The organism is Vibrio floridensis (genome assembly GCF_021852965.1).
Taxonomy (GTDB): domain Bacteria; phylum Pseudomonadota; class Gammaproteobacteria; order Enterobacterales; family Vibrionaceae; genus Vibrio; species Vibrio floridensis.
Genome location: NZ_JAKGCY010000015.1, coordinates 1 through 19059, shown reverse-complemented (window position 1 = coordinate 19059; position 19059 = coordinate 1). Strand labels below are relative to the sequence as shown.

General features: G+C 45.4%; 20 protein-coding genes. 18 read left to right on the top strand and 2 right to left on the bottom strand.

What is annotated here, in order from left to right:
- The first annotated feature begins 120 nt into the window (after positions 1–120).
- The 14 genes from pilM to rplI all read left to right on the top strand — a co-directional run bounded on the left by pilM (position 121) and on the right by rplI (position 11322).
- A complete protein-coding gene (gene pilM, locus LZU85_RS17510; RefSeq protein ID WP_176297607.1) occupies positions 121–1128 on the top strand; it encodes a type IV pilus assembly protein PilM in 1008 nt (335 codons plus the stop codon).
- Positions 1118–1702 carry a PilN domain-containing protein gene (locus LZU85_RS17505; protein WP_176297608.1) on the top strand — a complete coding sequence of 195 codons (585 nt, stop codon included), beginning with the start codon at positions 1118–1120 and terminating at the stop codon, positions 1700–1702. Before pilM ends, LZU85_RS17505 begins: the two co-directional genes overlap by 11 nt.
- Positions 1695–2288: a type IV pilus inner membrane component PilO gene (locus tag LZU85_RS17500; protein WP_176297609.1), complete on the top strand. Its 594-nt coding sequence runs from the start codon at positions 1695–1697 to the stop codon at positions 2286–2288. The genes LZU85_RS17505 and LZU85_RS17500 overlap by 8 nt, the downstream gene beginning before the upstream one ends.
- Positions 2278–2790 carry a pilus assembly protein PilP gene (locus LZU85_RS17495; protein WP_176297610.1) on the top strand — a complete coding sequence of 171 codons (513 nt, stop codon included), beginning with the start codon at positions 2278–2280 and terminating at the stop codon, positions 2788–2790. Before LZU85_RS17500 ends, LZU85_RS17495 begins: the two co-directional genes overlap by 11 nt.
- 13 nt (positions 2791–2803) lie before the next feature.
- Positions 2804–4573 (top strand): type IV pilus secretin PilQ, encoded by a 1770-nt coding sequence (locus LZU85_RS17490; protein ID WP_176297611.1) that lies wholly within the window; start codon positions 2804–2806, stop codon positions 4571–4573.
- Positions 4574–4774: 201 nt separating this feature from the next.
- Positions 4775–5293 carry a shikimate kinase AroK gene (aroK, locus tag LZU85_RS17485; protein ID WP_176297612.1) on the top strand — a complete coding sequence of 173 codons (519 nt, stop codon included), beginning with the start codon at positions 4775–4777 and terminating at the stop codon, positions 5291–5293.
- Between the two features lie 33 nt (positions 5294–5326).
- Complete coding sequence (aroB, locus tag LZU85_RS17480) at positions 5327–6418, top strand: 3-dehydroquinate synthase (RefSeq protein ID WP_176297613.1); 1092 nt, start codon at positions 5327–5329, stop codon at positions 6416–6418.
- A gap of 50 nt (positions 6419–6468) precedes the next feature.
- Complete coding sequence (locus tag LZU85_RS17475; RefSeq protein WP_237287958.1) at positions 6469–7959, top strand: AAA family ATPase; 1491 nt, start codon at positions 6469–6471, stop codon at positions 7957–7959.
- Positions 7960–8037: 78 nt separating this feature from the next.
- The gene (locus LZU85_RS17470; protein WP_176297615.1) at positions 8038–8865 is read left to right on the top strand and encodes a Dam family site-specific DNA-(adenine-N6)-methyltransferase; all 828 of its coding nucleotides are present in this window, start codon (positions 8038–8040) and stop codon (positions 8863–8865) included.
- A 121-nt stretch (positions 8866–8986) separates the two neighbouring features.
- Positions 8987–9655, top strand: coding sequence for a ribulose-phosphate 3-epimerase (gene rpe, locus LZU85_RS17465; RefSeq protein ID WP_011079361.1), 669 nt, complete (start codon positions 8987–8989; stop codon positions 9653–9655).
- 257 nt (positions 9656–9912) lie between these two features.
- A complete protein-coding gene (rpsF, locus tag LZU85_RS17460) occupies positions 9913–10284 on the top strand; it encodes a 30S ribosomal protein S6 (RefSeq protein WP_011079362.1) in 372 nt (123 codons plus the stop codon).
- 8 nt (positions 10285–10292) lie between these two features.
- Positions 10293–10595 carry a primosomal replication protein N gene (gene priB / locus LZU85_RS17455; RefSeq protein WP_080609339.1) on the top strand — a complete coding sequence of 101 codons (303 nt, stop codon included), beginning with the start codon at positions 10293–10295 and terminating at the stop codon, positions 10593–10595.
- Positions 10596–10611: 16 nt separating this feature from the next.
- A complete protein-coding gene (rpsR, locus tag LZU85_RS17450; protein ID WP_000090472.1) occupies positions 10612–10839 on the top strand; it encodes a 30S ribosomal protein S18 in 228 nt (75 codons plus the stop codon).
- Positions 10840–10872: 33 nt separating this feature from the next.
- The gene (rplI, locus tag LZU85_RS17445) at positions 10873–11322 is read left to right on the top strand and encodes a 50S ribosomal protein L9 (protein ID WP_017419665.1); all 450 of its coding nucleotides are present in this window, start codon (positions 10873–10875) and stop codon (positions 11320–11322) included.
- An 84-nt stretch (positions 11323–11406) separates the two neighbouring features.
- Here the strand turns inward: rplI and LZU85_RS17440 are convergent, their stop codons facing one another.
- Complete coding sequence (locus LZU85_RS17440; RefSeq protein ID WP_414731140.1) at positions 11407–12168, bottom strand: DUF481 domain-containing protein; 762 nt, start codon at positions 12166–12168, stop codon at positions 11407–11409.
- A 173-nt stretch (positions 12169–12341) separates the two neighbouring features.
- Here LZU85_RS17440 and LZU85_RS17435 point away from each other — a divergent pair, with 173 nt between their 5' ends.
- Genes LZU85_RS17435 through LZU85_RS17425 form a run of 3 tightly spaced genes read left to right on the top strand, consistent with a single transcriptional unit; the run spans position 12342 to position 16045 of the window.
- Positions 12342–13736 (top strand): replicative DNA helicase, encoded by a 1395-nt coding sequence (locus tag LZU85_RS17435; RefSeq protein ID WP_237287952.1) that lies wholly within the window; start codon positions 12342–12344, stop codon positions 13734–13736.
- On the top strand, positions 13708–14826 hold the full coding sequence (gene alr, locus LZU85_RS17430; RefSeq protein WP_237288009.1) for an alanine racemase: 1119 nt from the start codon (positions 13708–13710) through the stop codon (positions 14824–14826). The genes LZU85_RS17435 and alr overlap by 29 nt, the downstream gene beginning before the upstream one ends.
- 7 nt (positions 14827–14833) lie before the next feature.
- Entirely contained in the window at positions 14834–16045 is a 1212-nt protein-coding gene (locus tag LZU85_RS17425; protein ID WP_237287951.1) for a BamA/TamA family outer membrane protein, read from the top strand.
- A 53-nt stretch (positions 16046–16098) separates the two neighbouring features.
- Here LZU85_RS17425 and LZU85_RS17420 read toward each other — a convergent pair whose 3' ends face one another.
- The gene (locus LZU85_RS17420) at positions 16099–16518 is read right to left on the bottom strand and encodes a secondary thiamine-phosphate synthase enzyme YjbQ (RefSeq protein ID WP_038964147.1); all 420 of its coding nucleotides are present in this window, start codon (positions 16516–16518) and stop codon (positions 16099–16101) included.
- A 320-nt stretch (positions 16519–16838) separates the two neighbouring features.
- Here LZU85_RS17420 and pgi point away from each other — a divergent pair, with 320 nt between their 5' ends.
- A complete protein-coding gene (gene pgi, locus LZU85_RS17415) occupies positions 16839–18491 on the top strand; it encodes a glucose-6-phosphate isomerase (RefSeq protein WP_237287950.1) in 1653 nt (550 codons plus the stop codon).
- Positions 18492–19059 lie beyond the last annotated feature (568 nt).

Here is a 19059-nt window from a genome sequence, read left to right as displayed (position 1 = left end):
TTGAGGCTGTATGACGGCAAACCCTTGTACTCTAGGCTAAAAAGTTAGCTCGCTGCTATTAACTCTTATTTAACGGTTAATAACAACCTTTGAGCTAAAGAAAATGGGAGCTATTTTGAGATGGGTAAGCCGTTCGTTACCGGAATTGATATTGGTCATCGTAGCCTCAAGGCTGTCATTCTGAAACCTTATGGAGAACGCTACGCTCTATTGGGTTATAAAGAAATAATCATTAATGAGGGCATTTTCTCAGATAATCACACTTTGAATCATCAAGAAATTGTCAATAGCTTGAAAGAACTAAAGAAAGAACTGCCTCTCTTTCGTTATCAAGTTTCTCTCGCTGTGCCAGATAGTGCGGTGATCAGCAAGATACTTTCAATCGACTCTGAACTTGATGGTCGCGAGCGCGAGTTTGCTATTATCCAAGCTTTTGCACATCAATCTCCTTTTCCTGTTGATGAGCTTTTTATCGACTACGTCAAGTTGGTGGATGAGAGCGTAAAGAACCACTCTAGTTATCAAGTATACGCAACCAAAAAAGAAGTGGTGGAAAGTCGTATGCGCGTCACCCAAGAAGTTGGATTGAAGCCTGTCTTGGTGGATGTGCATGCTCACAGCTTATGCCATGTCTTAACCTTGGCAGCGCAGCAGCATCCAGATAAAGCCAATTATTGCCTTCTCGATGTCGGATATGAAACGACGTCGTTAGTGATTACGAGACGTAATGAGCTGCCTTTGGTCAAGGAGTTTGCATATGGAGTTTCACATCTTAATGCTTCAATTGGAGGTGATCTGACTGCTCCTGATGCTCATGAAAAAACCGACATCTTTAATAAAGAGCTGACAGAGCGAGTGCGCCGGCAATTGCAATTGTTTCAATCGATGGAAACGCAGAGCAAAGTGAATGGTATCTGGCTTTGTGGAGAGGGCGCAGTGACGCCTTTACTCAGTGAAACATTGCAGCGAAAGCTGAGTTTGGATTGCGAAGTGCTTAATCCGTTAGGGCTATTCGAGCAAAAAACCGCAAAGAGCAAGCGACGGGTTGTGGATTGGCATCATTTTTCCGTGGCGGCCGGTTTGGCGGTGAGCGGCATTCAATGGTTGGAGGGCAATGATGCAGCATAAGATCAATCTCCTGCCATGGCGTGAGCAAAAACGCGAGGAGCATAAACGTCGTTTTGTGGGGTTACTCGTATTGGGTACGTTGATTGCGGTTGGCTTCCAGTGGGGCTTTGGGCAGTACTTTTCATACCAACAACGTTTGCAGCAAGAGCGGCTCGATTATCTCAATCATTATATTGCCCAGCTGGATAAGCGCATTCAATCTATGAACATTGCTAAGGAAGAACATAGTCAGATTCTTGCTCGGCTCAAAGTGGTTGAATCGCTTCAAGCTGAACGTAACAAAACCACCATATTTATGAGCTTGATGACCGAAGTGATTCCAGATGGCGTTTATGTCGACAAAATCAAAATGAACGCCAACGAGGTAGAAATCGCCGGAATCAGTGATAGTACCGCGCGTTTGGCAACGATGCTGGACAATCTTGAACGCTCACCATTTTTAAAAGATGTCGAAATGCACTCGATCGTTCATGACAAAGAACGTTTTGGAAAGAGTTTTCAAACCTTCACGGTTTCATTTGTTTTTAATGAGCACATCTCTGAAGAAGCGCAGAGGGAGAAATCTCATGGCTAGTTGGCAAGATTTGGACATGGATGAAATCATGGATTGGCCAATATGGCCGCAATTGATAGTCGTCACTTTGCTGATTCTAGTTATCCAAGGTTTTGGTTATTGGTTTTACCTCAAACCTGAAACGGAAACGCTGCAGAGTTTAATTGAGAAGGAGCACACACTCAAAGTGACCGCCAGAATCAAAGCGACCAAAGTGGCGGCGTTACCTCAGTTGCAATCGCAGTTGGATGAACTGACACAGCGATATGAGTACTTATTGCAACAGCTGCCAGTTCAAAAAGAGCTAGCCACTATGTTGGCATCTGTTAATGAGCTGGGGCTGCAGAATAAGCTCACATTTACTCGTATTGATTGGGGAGAAAAGCTCAACAAAGATTTCCTCTATCAATTGCCATTGAACATTGAGTTGACGGGGGATTATCACGATATTGGCTCATTTTCTGAGTCGATTGCTCGATTGCCTCGCATTATTAGTTTTACCGATGTGACTTGGCATCGTGTCAGTATGGAAAGTAGCACGCTTCATTTTCGAGTCAGGGCAAATACCTATCAGTTTAAGTCAGTGGGTGGTGACGATGAAAAATAGTTTACCACTTATCCTGACGCTACTGGTGCTAGCCGGGTGTCGAGCGAACACCGAGTCAATAGAAGGGTTTGTTCGTCAAGTTGAGCTGGAGGCACGCCAAGAAATGGCCAAGTTGCAGCCTGAGCGAGAGTATATCCCCCTCGAATATCTAGTGAAGGACAATCGGCGTCCTTTCGAGTTACCTAAAGAGGCGGTTATTGCCTCTCAGCCTGTGGTCAAAAAAGATTGTTGGCAGCCAATAGCGAGAGCAAAAAATGGCAAACTGGAACGTTATCCGCTTAGTCAGTTGCGCTTAAAAGGGGTAATGGGAAGTGGTGATACGATTGCTGGTCTGATACAGACACCACAAGGCAAGGTTGAGAAAGTTCACCCAGGACAATTTATTGGCCAAAACAATGGCAAAGTGACGTTGGTTACACCGTCTTACATATTGATCAATGAAACCCTTCCTGATGGATTAGGTTGTTGGCAACAACGTAAAGTCAGACTGGCATTGAGATAGGCAAGAAATTTAAGTGATTTGTGAGTTGAAGATGAAAAACAAAATCCAATTGTTTGCGGGAATCCTTTCCCAAATCGTCTGCCTGTTGTCTGTTTGCATTTTTTCTACTGTTGCAAACGCACAATCTGATGCAGAGAACGCGCTTAAAAGTATTGATTTCAGAACTAATGCGGCTAAAGACGCAATGATCATTGTAGAGTTAGCAACACCTGCTGCGGTAGTAGATTTGAAACCTGTCAAAGAAGGGTTAAGCATCGAACTGATCAATACTTCCGTGAAAGACGAACAGCTTTATCTTTTAGACGTGAAAGATTTTTCGACCGTGGTTGAGAGCATTGAAGTCTTCAGAGAAGTATCAAAGACACGCCTAGTGGCTAATGTTAACGGCGAATTTCGTCATGATTATCGTCTTTCAGGACGTTACCTTGAAGTGACGATTTCTCGTGTTGAGTCATCGACAGAAGCGCAAGAAAAGAGTGTATTGGAGAAAGAGGGGAAACTGATATCCATCAATTTTCAAGACATTCCAGTACGAAACGTGCTGCAGCTGATTGCTGACTATAACGGGTTTAACCTCGTTGTGTCGGATTCTGTCAAGGGCAATGTTACGTTAAGATTGGATGGTGTGCCGTGGCAACAAGTTCTGGACATCATTCTCCAAGTAAAAGGTTTAGACAAACGGGTCGAAGGGAATGTGGTGTTGGTTGCACCGAAAGATGAGCTAGACCTAAGAGAAAAACAGCAGCTTGAAAAGGAGAGGCTGGCTGAAGAACTGGGCACTCTTAAATCTGAGATCATTAAGGTTAACTTTGCTAAAGCCTCTGACATTGCAGAAATGATTACCGGGACAGACTCCGTTAGCATGCTATCAGAGCGTGGTAGTGTAGCGATTGATGAGCGTACTAACTCTCTTTTGTTACGTGAGTTACCGGAAAATATTGAAGTGATTCGCGAGATCATTAATTCATTGGATATTCCGGTCAAGCAGGTTCAGATTGAAGCACGAATAGTGACGGTGAATGAGGGCAACCTTGATGAACTTGGTGTCCGTTGGGGATTTACCTCCATCAATGGCAGTAACACTGTGGGTGGCTCGATTGAAAACAATCTAGCAACCATTGGCTTGTATACGGCAGGTAGTGGCAGTGGCAGTTCAAGCAAGGACGGTGAAGGTGGTTCTAGCAGTATTGATGACTTCCTTAATGTCAACTTGGCGGCAACCTCTGCGAATGCATCCAGCATTGCGTTTCAAGTGGCTAAACTCGGTTCAGATCTTTTGTTGGATTTGGAGCTGTCCGCGCTACAACGTGAATCAAAAGCAGAGATTATTTCGAGTCCTCGTTTGATTACGACCAACAAGAAACCAGCATACATAGAACAGGGTACTGAAATTCCTTATCTTGAATCTTCTTCGAGCGGAGCGACCACAGTATCATTCAAAAAAGCGGTGTTAAGTTTGAAAGTGACGCCACAAATCACTCCAGATAATCGCCTGGTGTTGGATTTAAGTGTTACACAAGATAGACCCGGTGAAATTGTTAAAACAGGTACAGGAGAAGCGGTCGCGATTGACACGCAGCGTATTGGTACGCAAGTGTTAGTAAATAATGGTGAAACGGTAGTGTTAGGCGGTATCTTCCAACACAGTATTACCAATACCACGGATAAAGTGCCGTTGCTGGGTGATTTACCATTGTTAGGGGCGTTGTTCCGCCGTAGTTACGAAAACATTGGCAAACGAGAATTACTGATTTTTGTTACGCCTAAAGTGATTTTGCAGTAGCGTGCTTTTTCCCACATCTCGAGTGACTGAGCAATTAGATAAAAAATAAAGTTGCATTAGCGGCACCATACCTTGATAATTTCGGGTCTTATCACGAGTATCTGTGAGGAATTGGTGCCACAAGCGCATATTTGAACGGAGTTATTTCCGACTATTCTTGTGGCGATGTCATTGAATTAACGTTGTAAGTTACTGCTAAACATGGCTGAGAAACGTAATATTTTCCTTGTTGGCCCAATGGGCGCTGGCAAAAGTACAATTGGTCGATACCTAGCTCAACAACTCCACATGGAGTTTTTGGATTCTGATACTGTTATTGAAGAGCGCACTGGTGCGGATATTTCTTGGGTATTTGATGTTGAAGGTGAAGAAGGTTTCCGTAAACGTGAAGAAGCGGTTATCAATGATTTAACCTTAGAGCAAGGTATCGTCTTGGCTACGGGTGGTGGCTCGGTGAAAAGCCGCGAAAACCGCAACCGTCTTTCTGCGCGTGGGATTGTGGTATACCTAGAAACGACCATTGAAAAACAGCTCGCGCGTACGAATCGCGACAAAAAACGTCCTTTGTTACAGACGGATAAACCACGTGAAGTACTAGAGTCGCTTGCGGGTGAGCGTAATCCGCTATATGAAGAAATTGCGGATTACACCGTACGCACAGATGATCAAAGTGCAAAAGTGGTAGCCAATCAGATCGTAAAAATGCTAGAAGAAAACTAGTTTTTAGTTTTTCTTTTTTTGTGGAGTGCAACCATGGAACGGATTACGGTCGAATTAGCGGAGCGCAGCTACCCAATCACAATAGGCGCCGGATTGTTTGAAGATTCGGCGCACCTCTCTTTTCTCCCCGCAGGGCAGAAAGTGGTCGTGATTACCAATGTCACGGTAGCCCCTCTCTATGCGGATAAAATTCTTTCTTTATTGCAATCTTTAGGTTGTAAAGCCTCGTTGCTTGAACTACCTGATGGTGAGCGATATAAGAGTTTAGAAACCTTCAACCAAGTGATGAGCTTTCTTCTTGAGGGAAGCTTTGCCCGTGATGTCGTTGTTATCGCATTAGGTGGTGGTGTAATTGGTGATTTAGTTGGTTTCTCTGCGGCTTGTTATCAACGTGGTGTGGATTTTATTCAAATTCCAACCACACTATTATCCCAAGTGGACTCTTCTGTTGGTGGTAAAACGGCGGTTAACCATCCACTAGGCAAAAACATGATTGGTGCATTCTATCAGCCTAAATCGGTGATTATTGATACCAACTGTTTGAAAACTCTTCCTGAACGAGAGTTTGCTGCAGGTATTGCTGAAGTGATTAAATACGGCATCATTTATGACGCTGAGTTTTTCACTTGGCTCGATGAGCATCTTGATGCGCTGTATTCATTAGATGAACAAGCATTAACTTACGCCATTGCGCGCTGTTGTGAAATTAAAGCCGAAGTTGTGGCTCAAGATGAAAAAGAGTCAGGCATTCGCGCTTTATTAAACTTGGGCCATACCTTTGGACACGCGATTGAAGCTGAGCTTGGCTACGGCAATTGGTTACATGGTGAAGCCGTTGCAGCGGGTACGGTTATGGCGGCACGCACCGCGCAACTGCAAGGTATGATCGATCAGCAGCAATTTGATAAGATTTTTTCTATACTTAGCAGAGCGAAGCTGCCAGTACATACACCAGAAAGTATGACGTTTGACGATTTCATGACTCATATGATGCGCGATAAGAAAGTGCTATCAGGAAAACTGAGATTGGTGTTACCAAGCAGTATTGGCACTGCAGAAGTTGTGGCAGACGTTTCCCAAGAAGTCATCCGTCAAGCCATTGAAGATTGTCGCACAATCAATTAATTAAGCCTTAAAATAGCTCCATTTGGAGCTATTTTCACAAGGAATCGCTGATGAGTCTTGCCTTGCCTAATATCCTTGAACTGGATTCTCAAACCGAGCTATTAGAACGACTTGAGTTATTAACTAACTTTGGTTCCAACCTTATCACTATTAACGGTGCAAAGGGCTTTGGTAAATCTTGGTTGGCTCAGCGCTATTTAGAGCAATATGCGCAGGAGAAAAATCAGTGTTTGGTGCTTTGCCATCCGAGCCAAGATGATAGCCAACACAGAACTCTAATCTTAAGTCAGTTGGTGAACGAGCCCCTTTTTAATCCCAATGATGCCCTCATAGAAAGTGCGGAACACCTTTTTTCGAATCAAGTATGTGACTTTGCCATCGTCATTGATGATGCGCAGCTTTTGAGTGAAAACCTAGTATCAGAATTATGGGTATGGGTGCTAGAAGCACAAACTAATCCTCAATGGACAGTCAACGTTTTATTGTTTAGTGAATCTGACTCGTTAGAGTCGCTCTTGACTCGCCTTGGATACGGTCAAGAACATAAGCCCGTTGATCTTGATATTGACCGACTCAGCGAGACTGAGGCAATGCGATTCTTTGAAAGCATGGTGGTGCGCTATGTAGACGAAGCCAATGAAAAGAAAGTGCGCTCGGCATTTAAGAAAGTTGCCCCTGTACCGGGGGCAATCATGGCATTAGGAGATCTTAAGGTGGAAAAAAGGATAATTATCCGCTCGATTGTGGCTTCCCCAGTCAATATTGTTTTAACAATTTTGTTGCTACTGCTGTTGGCTGCGGCAGGATATTGGTGGATGTTCAGTCAGCCATCCGCAGACGATAAGGCGGCAGAAATGTCTCGAACGCTTGAACAAACTGCCATTCCGACGCTTGAACTTGCGACCGAGCCTGAGCTGTCAACGAAATCCGTCGTTGATCAAGCAGAGCAACAACGTCAGCAAAATGCAGAGCAGTTGCTACAAGATGCGCAAGATGACACCAATGCCTTACCGCCAGCAGTGACAGAGCAAACAGCCAGTGTGGGCATTAGTGATCATCATCAACAGCGTGTGACGATCGAGTCGGATGTGGTAGACGCGTTGTTGGCTGACAAACCAAAGCAGGTGAATACCGACAATATTGATGCGCTGGTGGCCGAAAATACCACCACAACTCCTGTTGTTGCTTCAGAACCACTTTTGGAGGAAAACAATGCGTTGGTACCTGCGGTGGTGAGTTTTTCTTTTGCTCGAGAAGAACTCAAAGCACTTTCACCACGAGGCTACACTCTACAGTTAGCTGCGATGACCTCAATGCAAGACGTCCAGGTATTCTTAGATAAGCACCAATTACAAAATCAAGTACGAATTTACCCAACGCTGCGTAATGAAACGGAATGGTACATCATTACCTATCAAGATTATCCAACCATTCAAATGGCAAGAGACGCTGTATCAGGATTGCCTAAATCTTTACAGTCGCTGGGGCCTTGGGCAAAATCGCTTAGTCAGGTACACCGAGAGATAGACCGAGTGAAATAAACCTGAGTTTCGTTGGAAAATATGTTACATTCCGCACCCTTGAATTGGGTTGATAGTTAGAGCAGTAAAGAGCATTTGATGAAGAAGCAGCGAGCCTTTCTAAAATGGGCAGGCGGAAAATATGGCCTTGTGGAGGATATCCAAAAGCACTTACCGCCAGCTCGTAAACTCGTAGAACCTTTTGTCGGTGCGGGTTCTGTGTTCTTGAACACGGACTATGAGCAATATTTGTTGGCCGATATCAACCCAGACTTGATCAACTTATACAATTTGCTCAAAGAGCAACCTGAGCTCTACATCAGTGAAGCAAAGCGCTGGTTTACGCAAGAGAACAATCGTAAAGACGCCTACTTGAGCATCCGTAGTGAGTTCAACAAAACCGATGACGTGATGTTTCGCTCATTAGCGTTTCTCTACATGAACCGTTTTGGTTTCAATGGCCTATGTCGTTACAACAAAAAAGGCGGCTTCAATGTGCCTTTTGGTTCGTATAAAAAACCGTATTTCCCTGAAGCGGAATTAGAGTTTTTTGCGGAGAAAGCGCAGAAAGCGACGTTTGTATGTGAAGGTTATCAAGAGACATTTCGTCGTGCACGCAAAGGGTGTGTGGTGTATTGCGATCCACCGTATGCGCCACTTTCAAATACAGCCAATTTTACGTCATACGCAGGTAATGGCTTCACATTGGATGATCAAGCTGCCTTAGCGGATATTGCGGAAAAAACCGCGAGCGAAAGAGGCATCCCAGTACTTATTTCAAACCACGACACCAAACTGACACGCCGTTTGTATCATGGTGCAGAGCTGAATGTCGTTAAGGTAAAACGCACTATCAGCCGCAATGGTGGCGGGCGCAACAAAGTAGATGAACTGATGGCGCTTTTCCATAAGCCTGACATCAGTTAACCTCAGCGATTCATTCTTCACATTCACACTATTTCACCGAAATGGTGGATCTCCACACTGGCTTCGGTAAAATTGCGCGCACATTGGTTTGCTGTTTTGCTCGTGATTACTGAGGTCAGGTATGAAAGATTTTCTTATTGCTCCATCCATTTTGTCTGCAGATTTTGCTCGTCTAGGTGAAGATGTTGAAAAAGTCTTGGCAGCTGGGGCGGATGTTGTCCATTTCGATGTGATGGATAACCACTATGTTCCGAACCTCACTTTCGGCGCGCCAGTGTGTAAAGCGCTACGTGATTATGGCATTACCGCGCCGATTGATGTGCATTTGATGGTCAAACCGGTCGATCGCATCATTCCCGATTTTGCCAAAGCGGGTGCGTCGATGATCACCTTCCATATCGAAGCGTCTGAGCATGTCGATCGAACCTTGCAATTGATCAAAGAGCACGGCTGTAAAGCGGGTGTTGTACTTAACCCTGCGACGCCGTTGGCGCACCTAGAATTCATCATGGATAAAGTGGATCTCATTTTATTAATGTCGGTGAACCCAGGCTTTGGTGGGCAGTCATTCATTCCTCACACTTTGGATAAGCTGCGTGCAGTACGTAAGATGATTGATGCGACTGGGCGCGATATCCGCTTGGAGATCGATGGTGGTGTGAAAGTGGATAACATTCGTGAAATCGCCGAAGCGGGTGCGGATATGTTTGTTGCAGGTTCAGCCATTTTTGGCCAACCAGATTATAAAGCCGTGATTGACGAAATGCGTGCAGAGTTGGCTAAAGCGTAAATTCCAGAAGCGAGGTTGCTAGATGAGTAGTTTTCTAGTTTTCTAGTTTTCTAGTTTTCTAGTTTTCTAGCTCCCTAGTTCCTAGTTCCTAGTTCCCTATCTTCCTCGCTCTCGGTTGTTTAAAAATACTCCTTGCTTAAACTGAGCCCTTTCTGTACTATTTGCCGTCCTTAAACTCGGTCAATAACCCTTAGTTCCTTGCTTCCTCTGGATGACTGAGCCAAATGTGGAAGCTAATAATCCGTAAGGAGCAAACAATGCGTCATTACGAAATCGTATTCATGGTGCACCCTGATCAAAGCGAGCAAGTTGCTGGCATGATCGAGCGTTACACAGGTTCTATCACTGAAGCTGGCGGTAAAATCCACCGTCTAGAAGACTGGGGTCGTCGTCAACTGGCTTACCCAATCAACAAGCTTCACAAAGCTCACTACGTTCTAATGAACGTTGAAGCGGACCAAGCTGTAATCGATGAGCTAGAAACTGCTTTCCGTTACAACGATGCAGTTCTACGCAACATGATCATGCGTACTAAAGCAGCTATCACTGAGCCTTCAATCATGCTTAAGCAGAAAGAAGAACGCGCTCCTCGTCGTGAAGCTGAAGCGAAAGAATTCGCTGCTGAGTAATTGATTTTATGACCAATCGAATGGAGCTGAGCGGCACCGTCGTGAAAGATCCGATTCGAAGCCAAAGCCCTGCTGGAATCTCACATTGTCGATTTTGGCTCGAGCATCGCTCGGTAGTGGTTGAGGCGGATTTACCAAGACAAGTTTTCTGTCGAATGCCAGTGGTTGTCAGCGGTAAAGGGTCACAAGAGATAACTCAACAAATAGTTTTGGGCAGTAACATTAAGGTAAGTGGCTTTGTTGCTTATCAGACCGGCCGAAATGGCGTAGGTAAATTGGTGTTACATGCCGATGACATAATTCATATTTAAGATCAGGAGATAGCCCATGGCTCGTTTCTTCCGTCGTCGTAAATTCTGCCGTTTCACTGCAGAAGGCGTACAAGAGATTGATTACAAAGACGTAGCAACTCTTAAAAACTACATCACTGAAGCTGGTAAAATCGTACCTAGCCGTATCACTGGTACTAGCGCTAAGTATCAGCGTCAACTAGCTCGCGCGATCAAGCGTTCTCGTTACCTAGCTCTACTACCGTACACTGACAAGCATCAGTAATCGGTACCGTTTATTAAGAAAGAGGATTAAACAATGCAAGTTATTCTACTTGATAAAATCGGTAACCTAGGTAGCCTTGGCGACACAGTAAACGTTAAGTCTGGTTACGCTCGTAACTTCCTTATCCCTCAGGGTAAAGCAGTTATGGCTACTAAAGGCAACGTTGAGATGTTCGAAGCTCGTCGTGCTGAACTTGAAGCAAAAGTTGCTGAGCAACTAGCTTCTGCACAAGCTCGCGCTGAGAAAGTAAATGCTCTAGAAGCAGTTGTTATCTCTTCTAAAGCTGGTGACGAAGGTAAACTGTTCGGTTCTATCGGTACTCGTGACATCGCTGATGCAATCACTGCAGCTGGCGTTGAAGTTGCTAAGAGCGAAGTTCGCCTTCCTGAAGGTGCTCTACGTACAACTGGTGAGTTCGAGATCAGCGTTCAACTTCACTCTGAAGTTTTCGCGACCGCTAAACTACAAGTTGTTGCTGAGTAATTTTCAGTTTCAAGACGAAATTTTAAAGCACCTCTCTGAGGTGCTTTTTTTATTGCTCGAGTTTATCGTATCAGAGGATTGAGATTAGAAAGCAAACAGCAGATTGACAGAGAACACGCTGTCAGCTTTGCTTAGACCATCGGGCACTCGGTCGTGGTACTGGCGAGAGTGGGCAATCTTAAGGGCAATGTCTTCGGTAATGTTATTGGTCAAACTTAAATCACTGTCGGTTCGCGTATTGCTGTGACCACTGACGACCGTAATATCGGCCGAGAGACGCAGATTCTCTAACGCTTGCCAACTGGTTTTTAAATTGCCACGGAAAATCCCTTCTTCGACGATTTCAGGGAAAATAATGTCATCGTCATCAATTTCATCCAGATTGGGCTCTTGATAACGAAAGCCAGGACCGAATTCGAACTCAAACACAAAGGTGTCCGTGCTGGCAAACTGATAACCCAAACCCGCTGAAATTGTGTAGTCTTTGAAGTACGCACTGTAGCGTGAATCAATGCCTTTAAAGCTGCCGTAAAGGTAGGTTTTAGGGGATAACTTGTAGTCAGATTGCAGGCTGTAAGTTGACGTGCGCTTATCTTCTTCGCCATCTTTGTATAAATTGTAGAATTTCCACTCTCCATTTGAACGGTGGCGACCTTCCGTGTATTCCCCACTGAGGCGTGCGTTGAGCGCTTTAGAATCCGAGTTGCCTGAGTGAGCTTGATAGCCAAACTCCACTTCACTTTTCCACGGAGAGGGAAGGGCGATGTCCTTATCCAAATTATCTTCAGCATAAGCAGTTAGGCTAACGGCGTATAAACCTAACGACAGAAACCAGCGATTGGACACGAACACCTCTTATAATGTGAGCTTATGGCTCAGGATAGTACGAACATACGAGAATAGGTGCGTCAGCCTAAAGTTAAAACTTGTCAGATGGACAACAAACTCTGCATGCGGAGGCGCACATCTTAAACCATTTTGAGTATAATGACGCTAAACATAAGTTACAGAGTGTAGTCATGGCGGATAATCGAAAACGCAAAATTCCGGATAGCCAAGTAGATGCAATAAAAGTTCCTCCTCATTCCTTAGAAGCTGAGCAATCGGTGCTTGGTGGTTTGTTATTGGATAATGAACGTTGGGATACGGTTGCTGAGCGTGTGGTCAACAAGGATTTTTATAGTCGTCCCCACCGTTTGATTTTCGATGCCATTAAAAGCATTTTGGAAGAGAACAAGCCGCTCGATCTGATTACCCTGTCCGAACATTTAGAGCGCCGTGAGCAGTTGGAAGATGTCGGTGGTTTTGCGTACCTTGCCGATTTGGCGAAAAACACGCCAAGTGCTGCCAACATTAATGCTTATGCTGATATCGTTGCGGAGCGAGCTTTAGTACGTAATCTGATCAGCGTTGCCAATGAAATTGCGGATGCGGGCTATGATCCTCAAGGGCGCAGTTCGGAAGATCTGCTCGATCTCGCTGAGAGTAAAGTGTTCGCCATCGCGGAAGAACGCACCAGCGAAAATGAAGGCCCACAAAATGTCGATTCCATTCTAGAGAAAACCTTAGAACGTATCGAGCTACTGTACAAGAGCCCACAAGATGGTGTCACCGGGGTGGATACTGGCTTTACGGATCTGAATAAGAAAACCGCAGGTTTGCAAGGATCTGACCTTATCATTGTCGCCGCACGTCCATCGATGGGTAAAACCACCTTTGCAATGAACTTGTGTGAAAACGCGGCGATGGATCAAGACAAGCCTGTGCTCATTTTCTCACTGGAGATGCCCGCGGAACAAATCATGATGCGTATGCTGGCCTCTTTGTCTCGTGTTGATCAGACCAAGATTCGTACCGGTCAGCTGGACGATGAGGATTGGGCGCGTATTTCTTCGACCATGGGTATTTTGATGGAGAAGAAGAACATGTACATCGATGACAGCTCTGGTCTAACGCCAACGGAAGTGCGTTCACGCGCGCGTCGTGTGGCGCGTGAGCATGGTGGTTTATCGATGATCATGGTCGACTACCTTCAATTGATGCGCGTGCCAGCTCTCTCTGATAACCGTACTTTGGAAATTGCGGAGATTTCTCGCTCACTGAAAGCATTGGCGAAAGAGCTGAATGTACCCGTGGTGGCCCTGTCGCAGTTGAACCGCTCGCTAGAGCAACGGGCAGACAAACGTCCAGTGAACTCGGATCTGCGTGAATCTGGCTCTATCGAGCAGGACGCCGACTTAATCATGTTCATCTATCGAGACGAAGTATATAACCCTGACAGCGCGCTGAAAGGTACGGCGGAGATCATTATTGGTAAGCAGCGTAACGGTCCTATCGGTTCGGTGCGCCTGACATTCCAAGGACAGTGGTCTCGCTTTGACAATTATGCAGGCCCGGCGTTTGATGATGAGTAACACGATGAATTACATGAAAGCCGCCACGGCTTGTATTGACCTTGCGGCTTTGCAACACAATTTGCAGTTGATCAAACAGCAAGCCCCGCACAGTAAGTTGATGGCGGTGGTTAAGGCAAATGGCTATGGTCATGGTTTGCGTCACGTAGCTAAGCATGCGGTTGGTGCTGATGCCTTTGGGGTTGCGCGAATTGAAGAAGCGCTACAACTGCGAGCGTGTGGTGTTGTTAAACCCATCTTGCTTTTAGAAGGATTTTACTCTTCGGGTGATTTGCCTGTCTTGGTGACCAACAACATTCAAACGGTGGTGCACTGCGAAGAGCAGTTGTGTGCTTTGGAAGAGGCAGAGCTTGAAACTCCAGTGATGGTGTGGCTCAAGATCGATAGTGGCATGCATCGCCTTGGAGTGCGACCAGAGCAATACCAAGCATTTGTTGAGCGTTTGCATCAGTGCCCGAATGTGGCCAAACCTTTACGCTATATGAGCCACTTTGGTTGTGCTGACGAGATGAACAACGAGATGACGCCGAAACAAATCGAGCTGTTTTTGTCGCTAACTCGAGGTTGCAAAGGTGAGCGCTCGCTTGCAGCTTCTGCAGGATTATTGGCTTGGCAAGAAAGTCAATTGGAGTGGGTGCGCCCGGGCATCATTATGTATGGTGTTTCTCCATTTGGTGACAAGACCGCCTCCGAGCTAGGCTACAAACCAGTGATGACCTTAAAGTCTCATTTAATTGCGGTTCGAGATGTCAAAGCGGGCGAGTCAGTGGGATATGGCGCAACCTGGATCAGCGAACGCGATACCAAAGTAGGGGTAATTGCTATTGGTTATGGTGATGGCTACCCACGAACGGCACCCAACGGAACTCCCGTGTTGGTCAATGGCCGTAAGGTGCCGATTGCCGGGCGAGTCTCTATGGATATGCTTACGGTGGATCTCGGCCCCGATGCAACCGATCGTGTCGGTGATGAGGCGATTCTTTGGGGCGCAGATTTACCAGCGGAAGAGGTGGCGCAGCATATCGGCACCATCGCTTATGAGTTAGTGACTAAACTTACTTCACGCGTTGAAATGTCTTATAGCGAATAAATCAATAATGAAATCAAAACCTGTTTTTCGCTTGGTGGTTGCGGCAACTGGCTTGTGCGCTCTGCCAACTTGGGCTGATGGTTGGCCAAGTTGGTCTCCAGAAACGGCCGTGGTTCCTTACTATTTTGTCAGCGATAGCATGGGTAATACTCTGGGTGTCGCTGGACTCGCACTGCATGTAGGGCAAGCTAATGCTTCGGTATTGGGTACCGCGCTTTACTCTGACAAAGGAAGCTATGTCACTTATCTTGCTGCATCAAATTACCAAGTGGGTGATTTCTGGTTGCTCGGTGCGGAAAGCTATCAAGGGAAGTTTGTTGATTACGACTATTACCTTGGTGCCAACGCTAGTAATGATTCAACAGCGGCCGATCGAACGATAGCGACAGGTAAAGAATCGATCACGCGTTTCTCCTTCCGTTATATTGTGCCTTGGGGGCATGCGGCGTTTCGCGGAGCGCGCGCGGCATTAGAACCCACTCGGCAAATTAAAGGCTTCTCGCCAGATCGCAGCGGTATCACCACCATTGAGTTTCAGCCGTTTCATACCTCTCGAGAAATTAATGCTATTGCTGGCCAAGATAGCGATTCTACCGGGCTCAGTTTGAAGTTGGATTGGGATAACCGAAATGATGTTCGCAACCCGACTCAAGGTTTTCGCACTCGACTGGATATCACCTACGCAGATGAAAACTGGGGTAATGATAACGATTGGTTGAAATATGAGTATTCCAGTAGTGGCTTTTGGAATCTCGGTGGTGTCGATGATCTTCTCGACCAACAAGTGTTTGCGTTTAACTTCTATATTGCCGATACGCCTACTTGGAATAATTGTAATGCTCAAACATGTCAAAGACCGCCAGAGTTTGATCAGGTAAGTCTAGGTGGTTTATACCGATTGAGAAGTTTTTCCTCTGGGCGTTTTCATGGCAAATCGGCCATCAACTACAGCGCTGAGTACCGTGTTTTACCCAAATGGCAACCTTTGGATGATATTCCAGTGCTGAATATCTACGATATCCCTTGGTGGCAATGGGTCGCTTTTGTCGATATGGGACGAGTGAGCGACGAAAGCAGTTTCTCTGAACTGCACAGCGATATGCAGTGGAGCGCAGGTGGTGCCGTGCGTTTTCAAGTGGAAGGCATTGTGGTGCGAGCCGAAATGGCATGGGGAAGTGAAGAGAGCCTTTTTCGTGTCATGGTCAACCAGCCGTTTTAACGTTTGCCACATCTTATCATCACTCAAGCCGAGCTATTTGCTCGGCTTGTTTTTTATTCCCCATAGAGCGTGGCCATTATACGACGTTGTCCACCATGATCTCGATGTTCGCCTAAGTAGATCCCTTGCCAAGTGCCTAACGCTAAACGCCCCTGAGAGATTGGAATAGTGAGATGGCATCCTAATGTCGAGGCTTTTATGTGGGCAGGCATATCATCATCGCCTTCATAATCATGCTGATAGTAAGGGGCCCTTTCAGGAACAAAGCGATTAAAGTGTTGCTCCATATCATGTCGAACGGTGGGGTCTGCGTTCTCATTGATGGTCAAACTGGCTGAGGTATGTTGGATAAAAAGATGTAACAAACCAACGGATAATTTTGATAATTCTGGTAATTGTTGTTCAATTTCATCAGTGATCAGATGAAAGCCACGCTTTCGGGCGGGTAGGGTTAAACACTTCTGATACCACATATCCCATTCCTTATAATCTATTTGGCAAATGGATAATTCAACGCTATCTTTGGTTGCAGCGTATGAGAGAGACAACACACTATAGTGAGCCATCACGCTAAGTGGCTTGCTCAAAACAGAAACGGTTTACGTGACTTAACTCAAAGAGCGCGCAGCGCGAGTGCGTCATAATTGCACTCTGAAAAAAAATTACAGATTTATGGTTGTCTTGCGCGAGAGTGCAGTCGACAATCACAATTATTTTTTGCTAAATCGGGGATTCCACCAGTTTTCGCTAGACTGTATGGAATGGAACCTACTGTAACATCGGGATAAATACCATGTTGAAAACTATTAATCCAACGCAAACACAAGCTTGGAACGCGCTGACAGCGCATTTTGAATCTGCACAAGATATGGATCTGAAAGATCTTTTCGCTCAAGACGCAGCGCGTTTTGATAAGTTCTCAGCACGTTTTGGCAGTGATATTCTTGTCGATTACTCAAAGAACCTGATCAACGAAGAAACGTTAAAACACCTATTCGCACTAGCGAAAGAAACGGAACTAAGTGCTGCTATTAAAGCAATGTTTAGTGGTGAAGCGATCAACCAAACGGAAGGCCGCGCGGTGCTCCATACGGCGCTACGTAATCGCTCAAACCAGGCAGTCCTGGTTGATGGTGAAGACGTGATGCCAGCGGTAAACGCAGTACTTAAGAAAATGAAATCGTTCACTGACCGCGTTATTGGCGGTGAATGGAAAGGTTATACAGGTAAAGCGATCACAGATATCGTCAACATCGGCATTGGCGGTTCAGACCTAGGCCCTTACATGGTGACGGAAGCGCTTGCACCATACAAAAACCACCTAAACTTACACTTTGTTTCTAACGTTGATGGTACTCACATCGTTGAAACACTGAAGAAAGTCGATCCTGAGACAACACTCTTCTTGATCGCGTCTAAGACGTTCACGACTCAAGAAACCATGACAAACGCTCACACTGCGCGTGATTGGTTCCTAGCTACGGCTGGCGATCAAGCACACGTTGCTAAGCACTTTGCGGCACTTTCTACTAATGCTCCAGCGGTATCTGAGTTCGGTATCGACACAGATAACATGTTTGAGTTCTGGGACTGGGTTGGTGGTCGTTACTCTCTATGGTCAGCCATCGGGCTTTCAATTGCACTTGCTGTCGGTTACGACAACTTCATTGAACTTCTAGACGGTGCTCACGAGATGGACAACCATTTCGTCTCTACAGAGTTAGAAAGCAACATTCCTGTTATTCTTGCCCTGATTGGTATTTGGTACAACAACTTCCATGGCGCTGAGTCAGAAGCTATTCTACCTTACGACCAGTACATGCACCGCTTTGCGGCGTACTTCCAGCAAGGTAACATGGAGTCGAACGGCAAATACGTTGACCGCAATGGTAACCCAGTGACTTACCAAACTGGTCCAATTATCTGGGGTGAGCCAGGTACTAACGGTCAGCACGCGTTCTACCAACTGATCCACCAAGGCACCAAGTTAATCCCTTGTGACTTCATTGCACCGGCTGTGAGCCACAACCCAGCAGGTGACCACCATCAGAAACTGATGTCAAACTTCTTTGCACAAACAGAAGCGTTGGCATTTGGTAAAAATGAAGAAACCGTCAAAGCGGAATTGGTTAAAGCCGGTAAAAATGCAGAAGAAGTGGCGGCGATCGCCCCATTCAAGGTATTTGAAGGCAACCGTCCAACCAATTCTATCTTGGTTAAGCAAATCACCCCTCGCACACTGGGTAACCTGATCGCCATGTACGAGCACAAAATCTTCGTTCAAGGCGTTATCTGGAACATCTTCAGCTTTGACCAGTGGGGGGTGGAGCTAGGTAAACAACTGGCAAACCAAATCCTACCTGAGCTAGCTGACGGTTCTGAGATCAGTTCACACGACAGTTCGACCAATGGTCTTATTAACGCATTTAAAGCTTTTAAAGCGTAATCTATAGTTAATAGTAAAAGACGAGAATAATTAGCTTGTCTTCATTTTAGCTAAAAAACCGATATTGCTTCAGTATCGGTTTTTTTTTTTGAGTGTAAAACGTCAGGTAATAGCAATTAGTCTATTCTTCGGTCTGTGATGAGTGAAGGAAATAGAATGTCAATGCTATTAAAAATGCGATTTTGTGGATAATGTTGTGTATATCGTGTTGGAATGTGTTGAGTAAAATTGAATAAAACAAGGGTTGAATGAAAATCCATCGCTTAAGCTCTATTTTTGCATTTTTTAATAAAAAGGGCTTGCCAACGTGACGCTGATCCCTATAATGCCACCTCGCTGACACGGCAAGGCTTCGAAAGAAACCAGAGCCCATCAGCCAAGGCATTTAGCCAGGTGAGTCACCTGAAAAAAGTTTTGAAAAAAGTGGTTGACACTAAAACTTAACTCGCTAAAATGGCCGCCTCTTCCGAAGTGATGCGATTCACAAAAGAAGAAAGCTCTTTAACAATATAAACCTATCAATCTGTGTGGGCACTCGTTGATGATAATCCAAAAGATTTATCAATGA

Coding starts and splice junctions, on each gene's coding strand:
- pilM (WP_176297607.1), top strand. CDS start 121: ATGGGTAAGCCGTTCGTTACCGGAATTGATATTGGTCATCGTAGCCTC.
- LZU85_RS17505 (WP_176297608.1), top strand. CDS start 1,118: ATGCAGCATAAGATCAATCTCCTGCCATGGCGTGAGCAAAAACGCGAG.
- LZU85_RS17500 (WP_176297609.1), top strand. CDS start 1,695: ATGGCTAGTTGGCAAGATTTGGACATGGATGAAATCATGGATTGGCCA.
- LZU85_RS17495 (WP_176297610.1), top strand. CDS start 2,278: ATGAAAAATAGTTTACCACTTATCCTGACGCTACTGGTGCTAGCCGGG.
- aroK (WP_176297612.1), top strand. CDS start 4,775: ATGGCTGAGAAACGTAATATTTTCCTTGTTGGCCCAATGGGCGCTGGC.
- aroB (WP_176297613.1), top strand. CDS start 5,327: ATGGAACGGATTACGGTCGAATTAGCGGAGCGCAGCTACCCAATCACA.
- LZU85_RS17475 (WP_237287958.1), top strand. CDS start 6,469: ATGAGTCTTGCCTTGCCTAATATCCTTGAACTGGATTCTCAAACCGAG.
- LZU85_RS17470 (WP_176297615.1), top strand. CDS start 8,038: ATGAAGAAGCAGCGAGCCTTTCTAAAATGGGCAGGCGGAAAATATGGC.
- rpe (WP_011079361.1), top strand. CDS start 8,987: ATGAAAGATTTTCTTATTGCTCCATCCATTTTGTCTGCAGATTTTGCT.
- rpsF (WP_011079362.1), top strand. CDS start 9,913: ATGCGTCATTACGAAATCGTATTCATGGTGCACCCTGATCAAAGCGAG.
- priB (WP_080609339.1), top strand. CDS start 10,293: ATGACCAATCGAATGGAGCTGAGCGGCACCGTCGTGAAAGATCCGATT.
- rpsR (WP_000090472.1), top strand. CDS start 10,612: ATGGCTCGTTTCTTCCGTCGTCGTAAATTCTGCCGTTTCACTGCAGAA.
- rplI (WP_017419665.1), top strand. CDS start 10,873: ATGCAAGTTATTCTACTTGATAAAATCGGTAACCTAGGTAGCCTTGGC.
- LZU85_RS17435 (WP_237287952.1), top strand. CDS start 12,342: ATGGCGGATAATCGAAAACGCAAAATTCCGGATAGCCAAGTAGATGCA.
- alr (WP_237288009.1), top strand. CDS start 13,708: ATGCAGGCCCGGCGTTTGATGATGAGTAACACGATGAATTACATGAAA.
- LZU85_RS17425 (WP_237287951.1), top strand. CDS start 14,834: ATGAAATCAAAACCTGTTTTTCGCTTGGTGGTTGCGGCAACTGGCTTG.
- LZU85_RS17420 (WP_038964147.1), bottom strand. CDS start 16,518: ATGTGGTATCAGAAGTGTTTAACCCTACCCGCCCGAAAGCGTGGCTTT.
- pgi (WP_237287950.1), top strand. CDS start 16,839: ATGTTGAAAACTATTAATCCAACGCAAACACAAGCTTGGAACGCGCTG.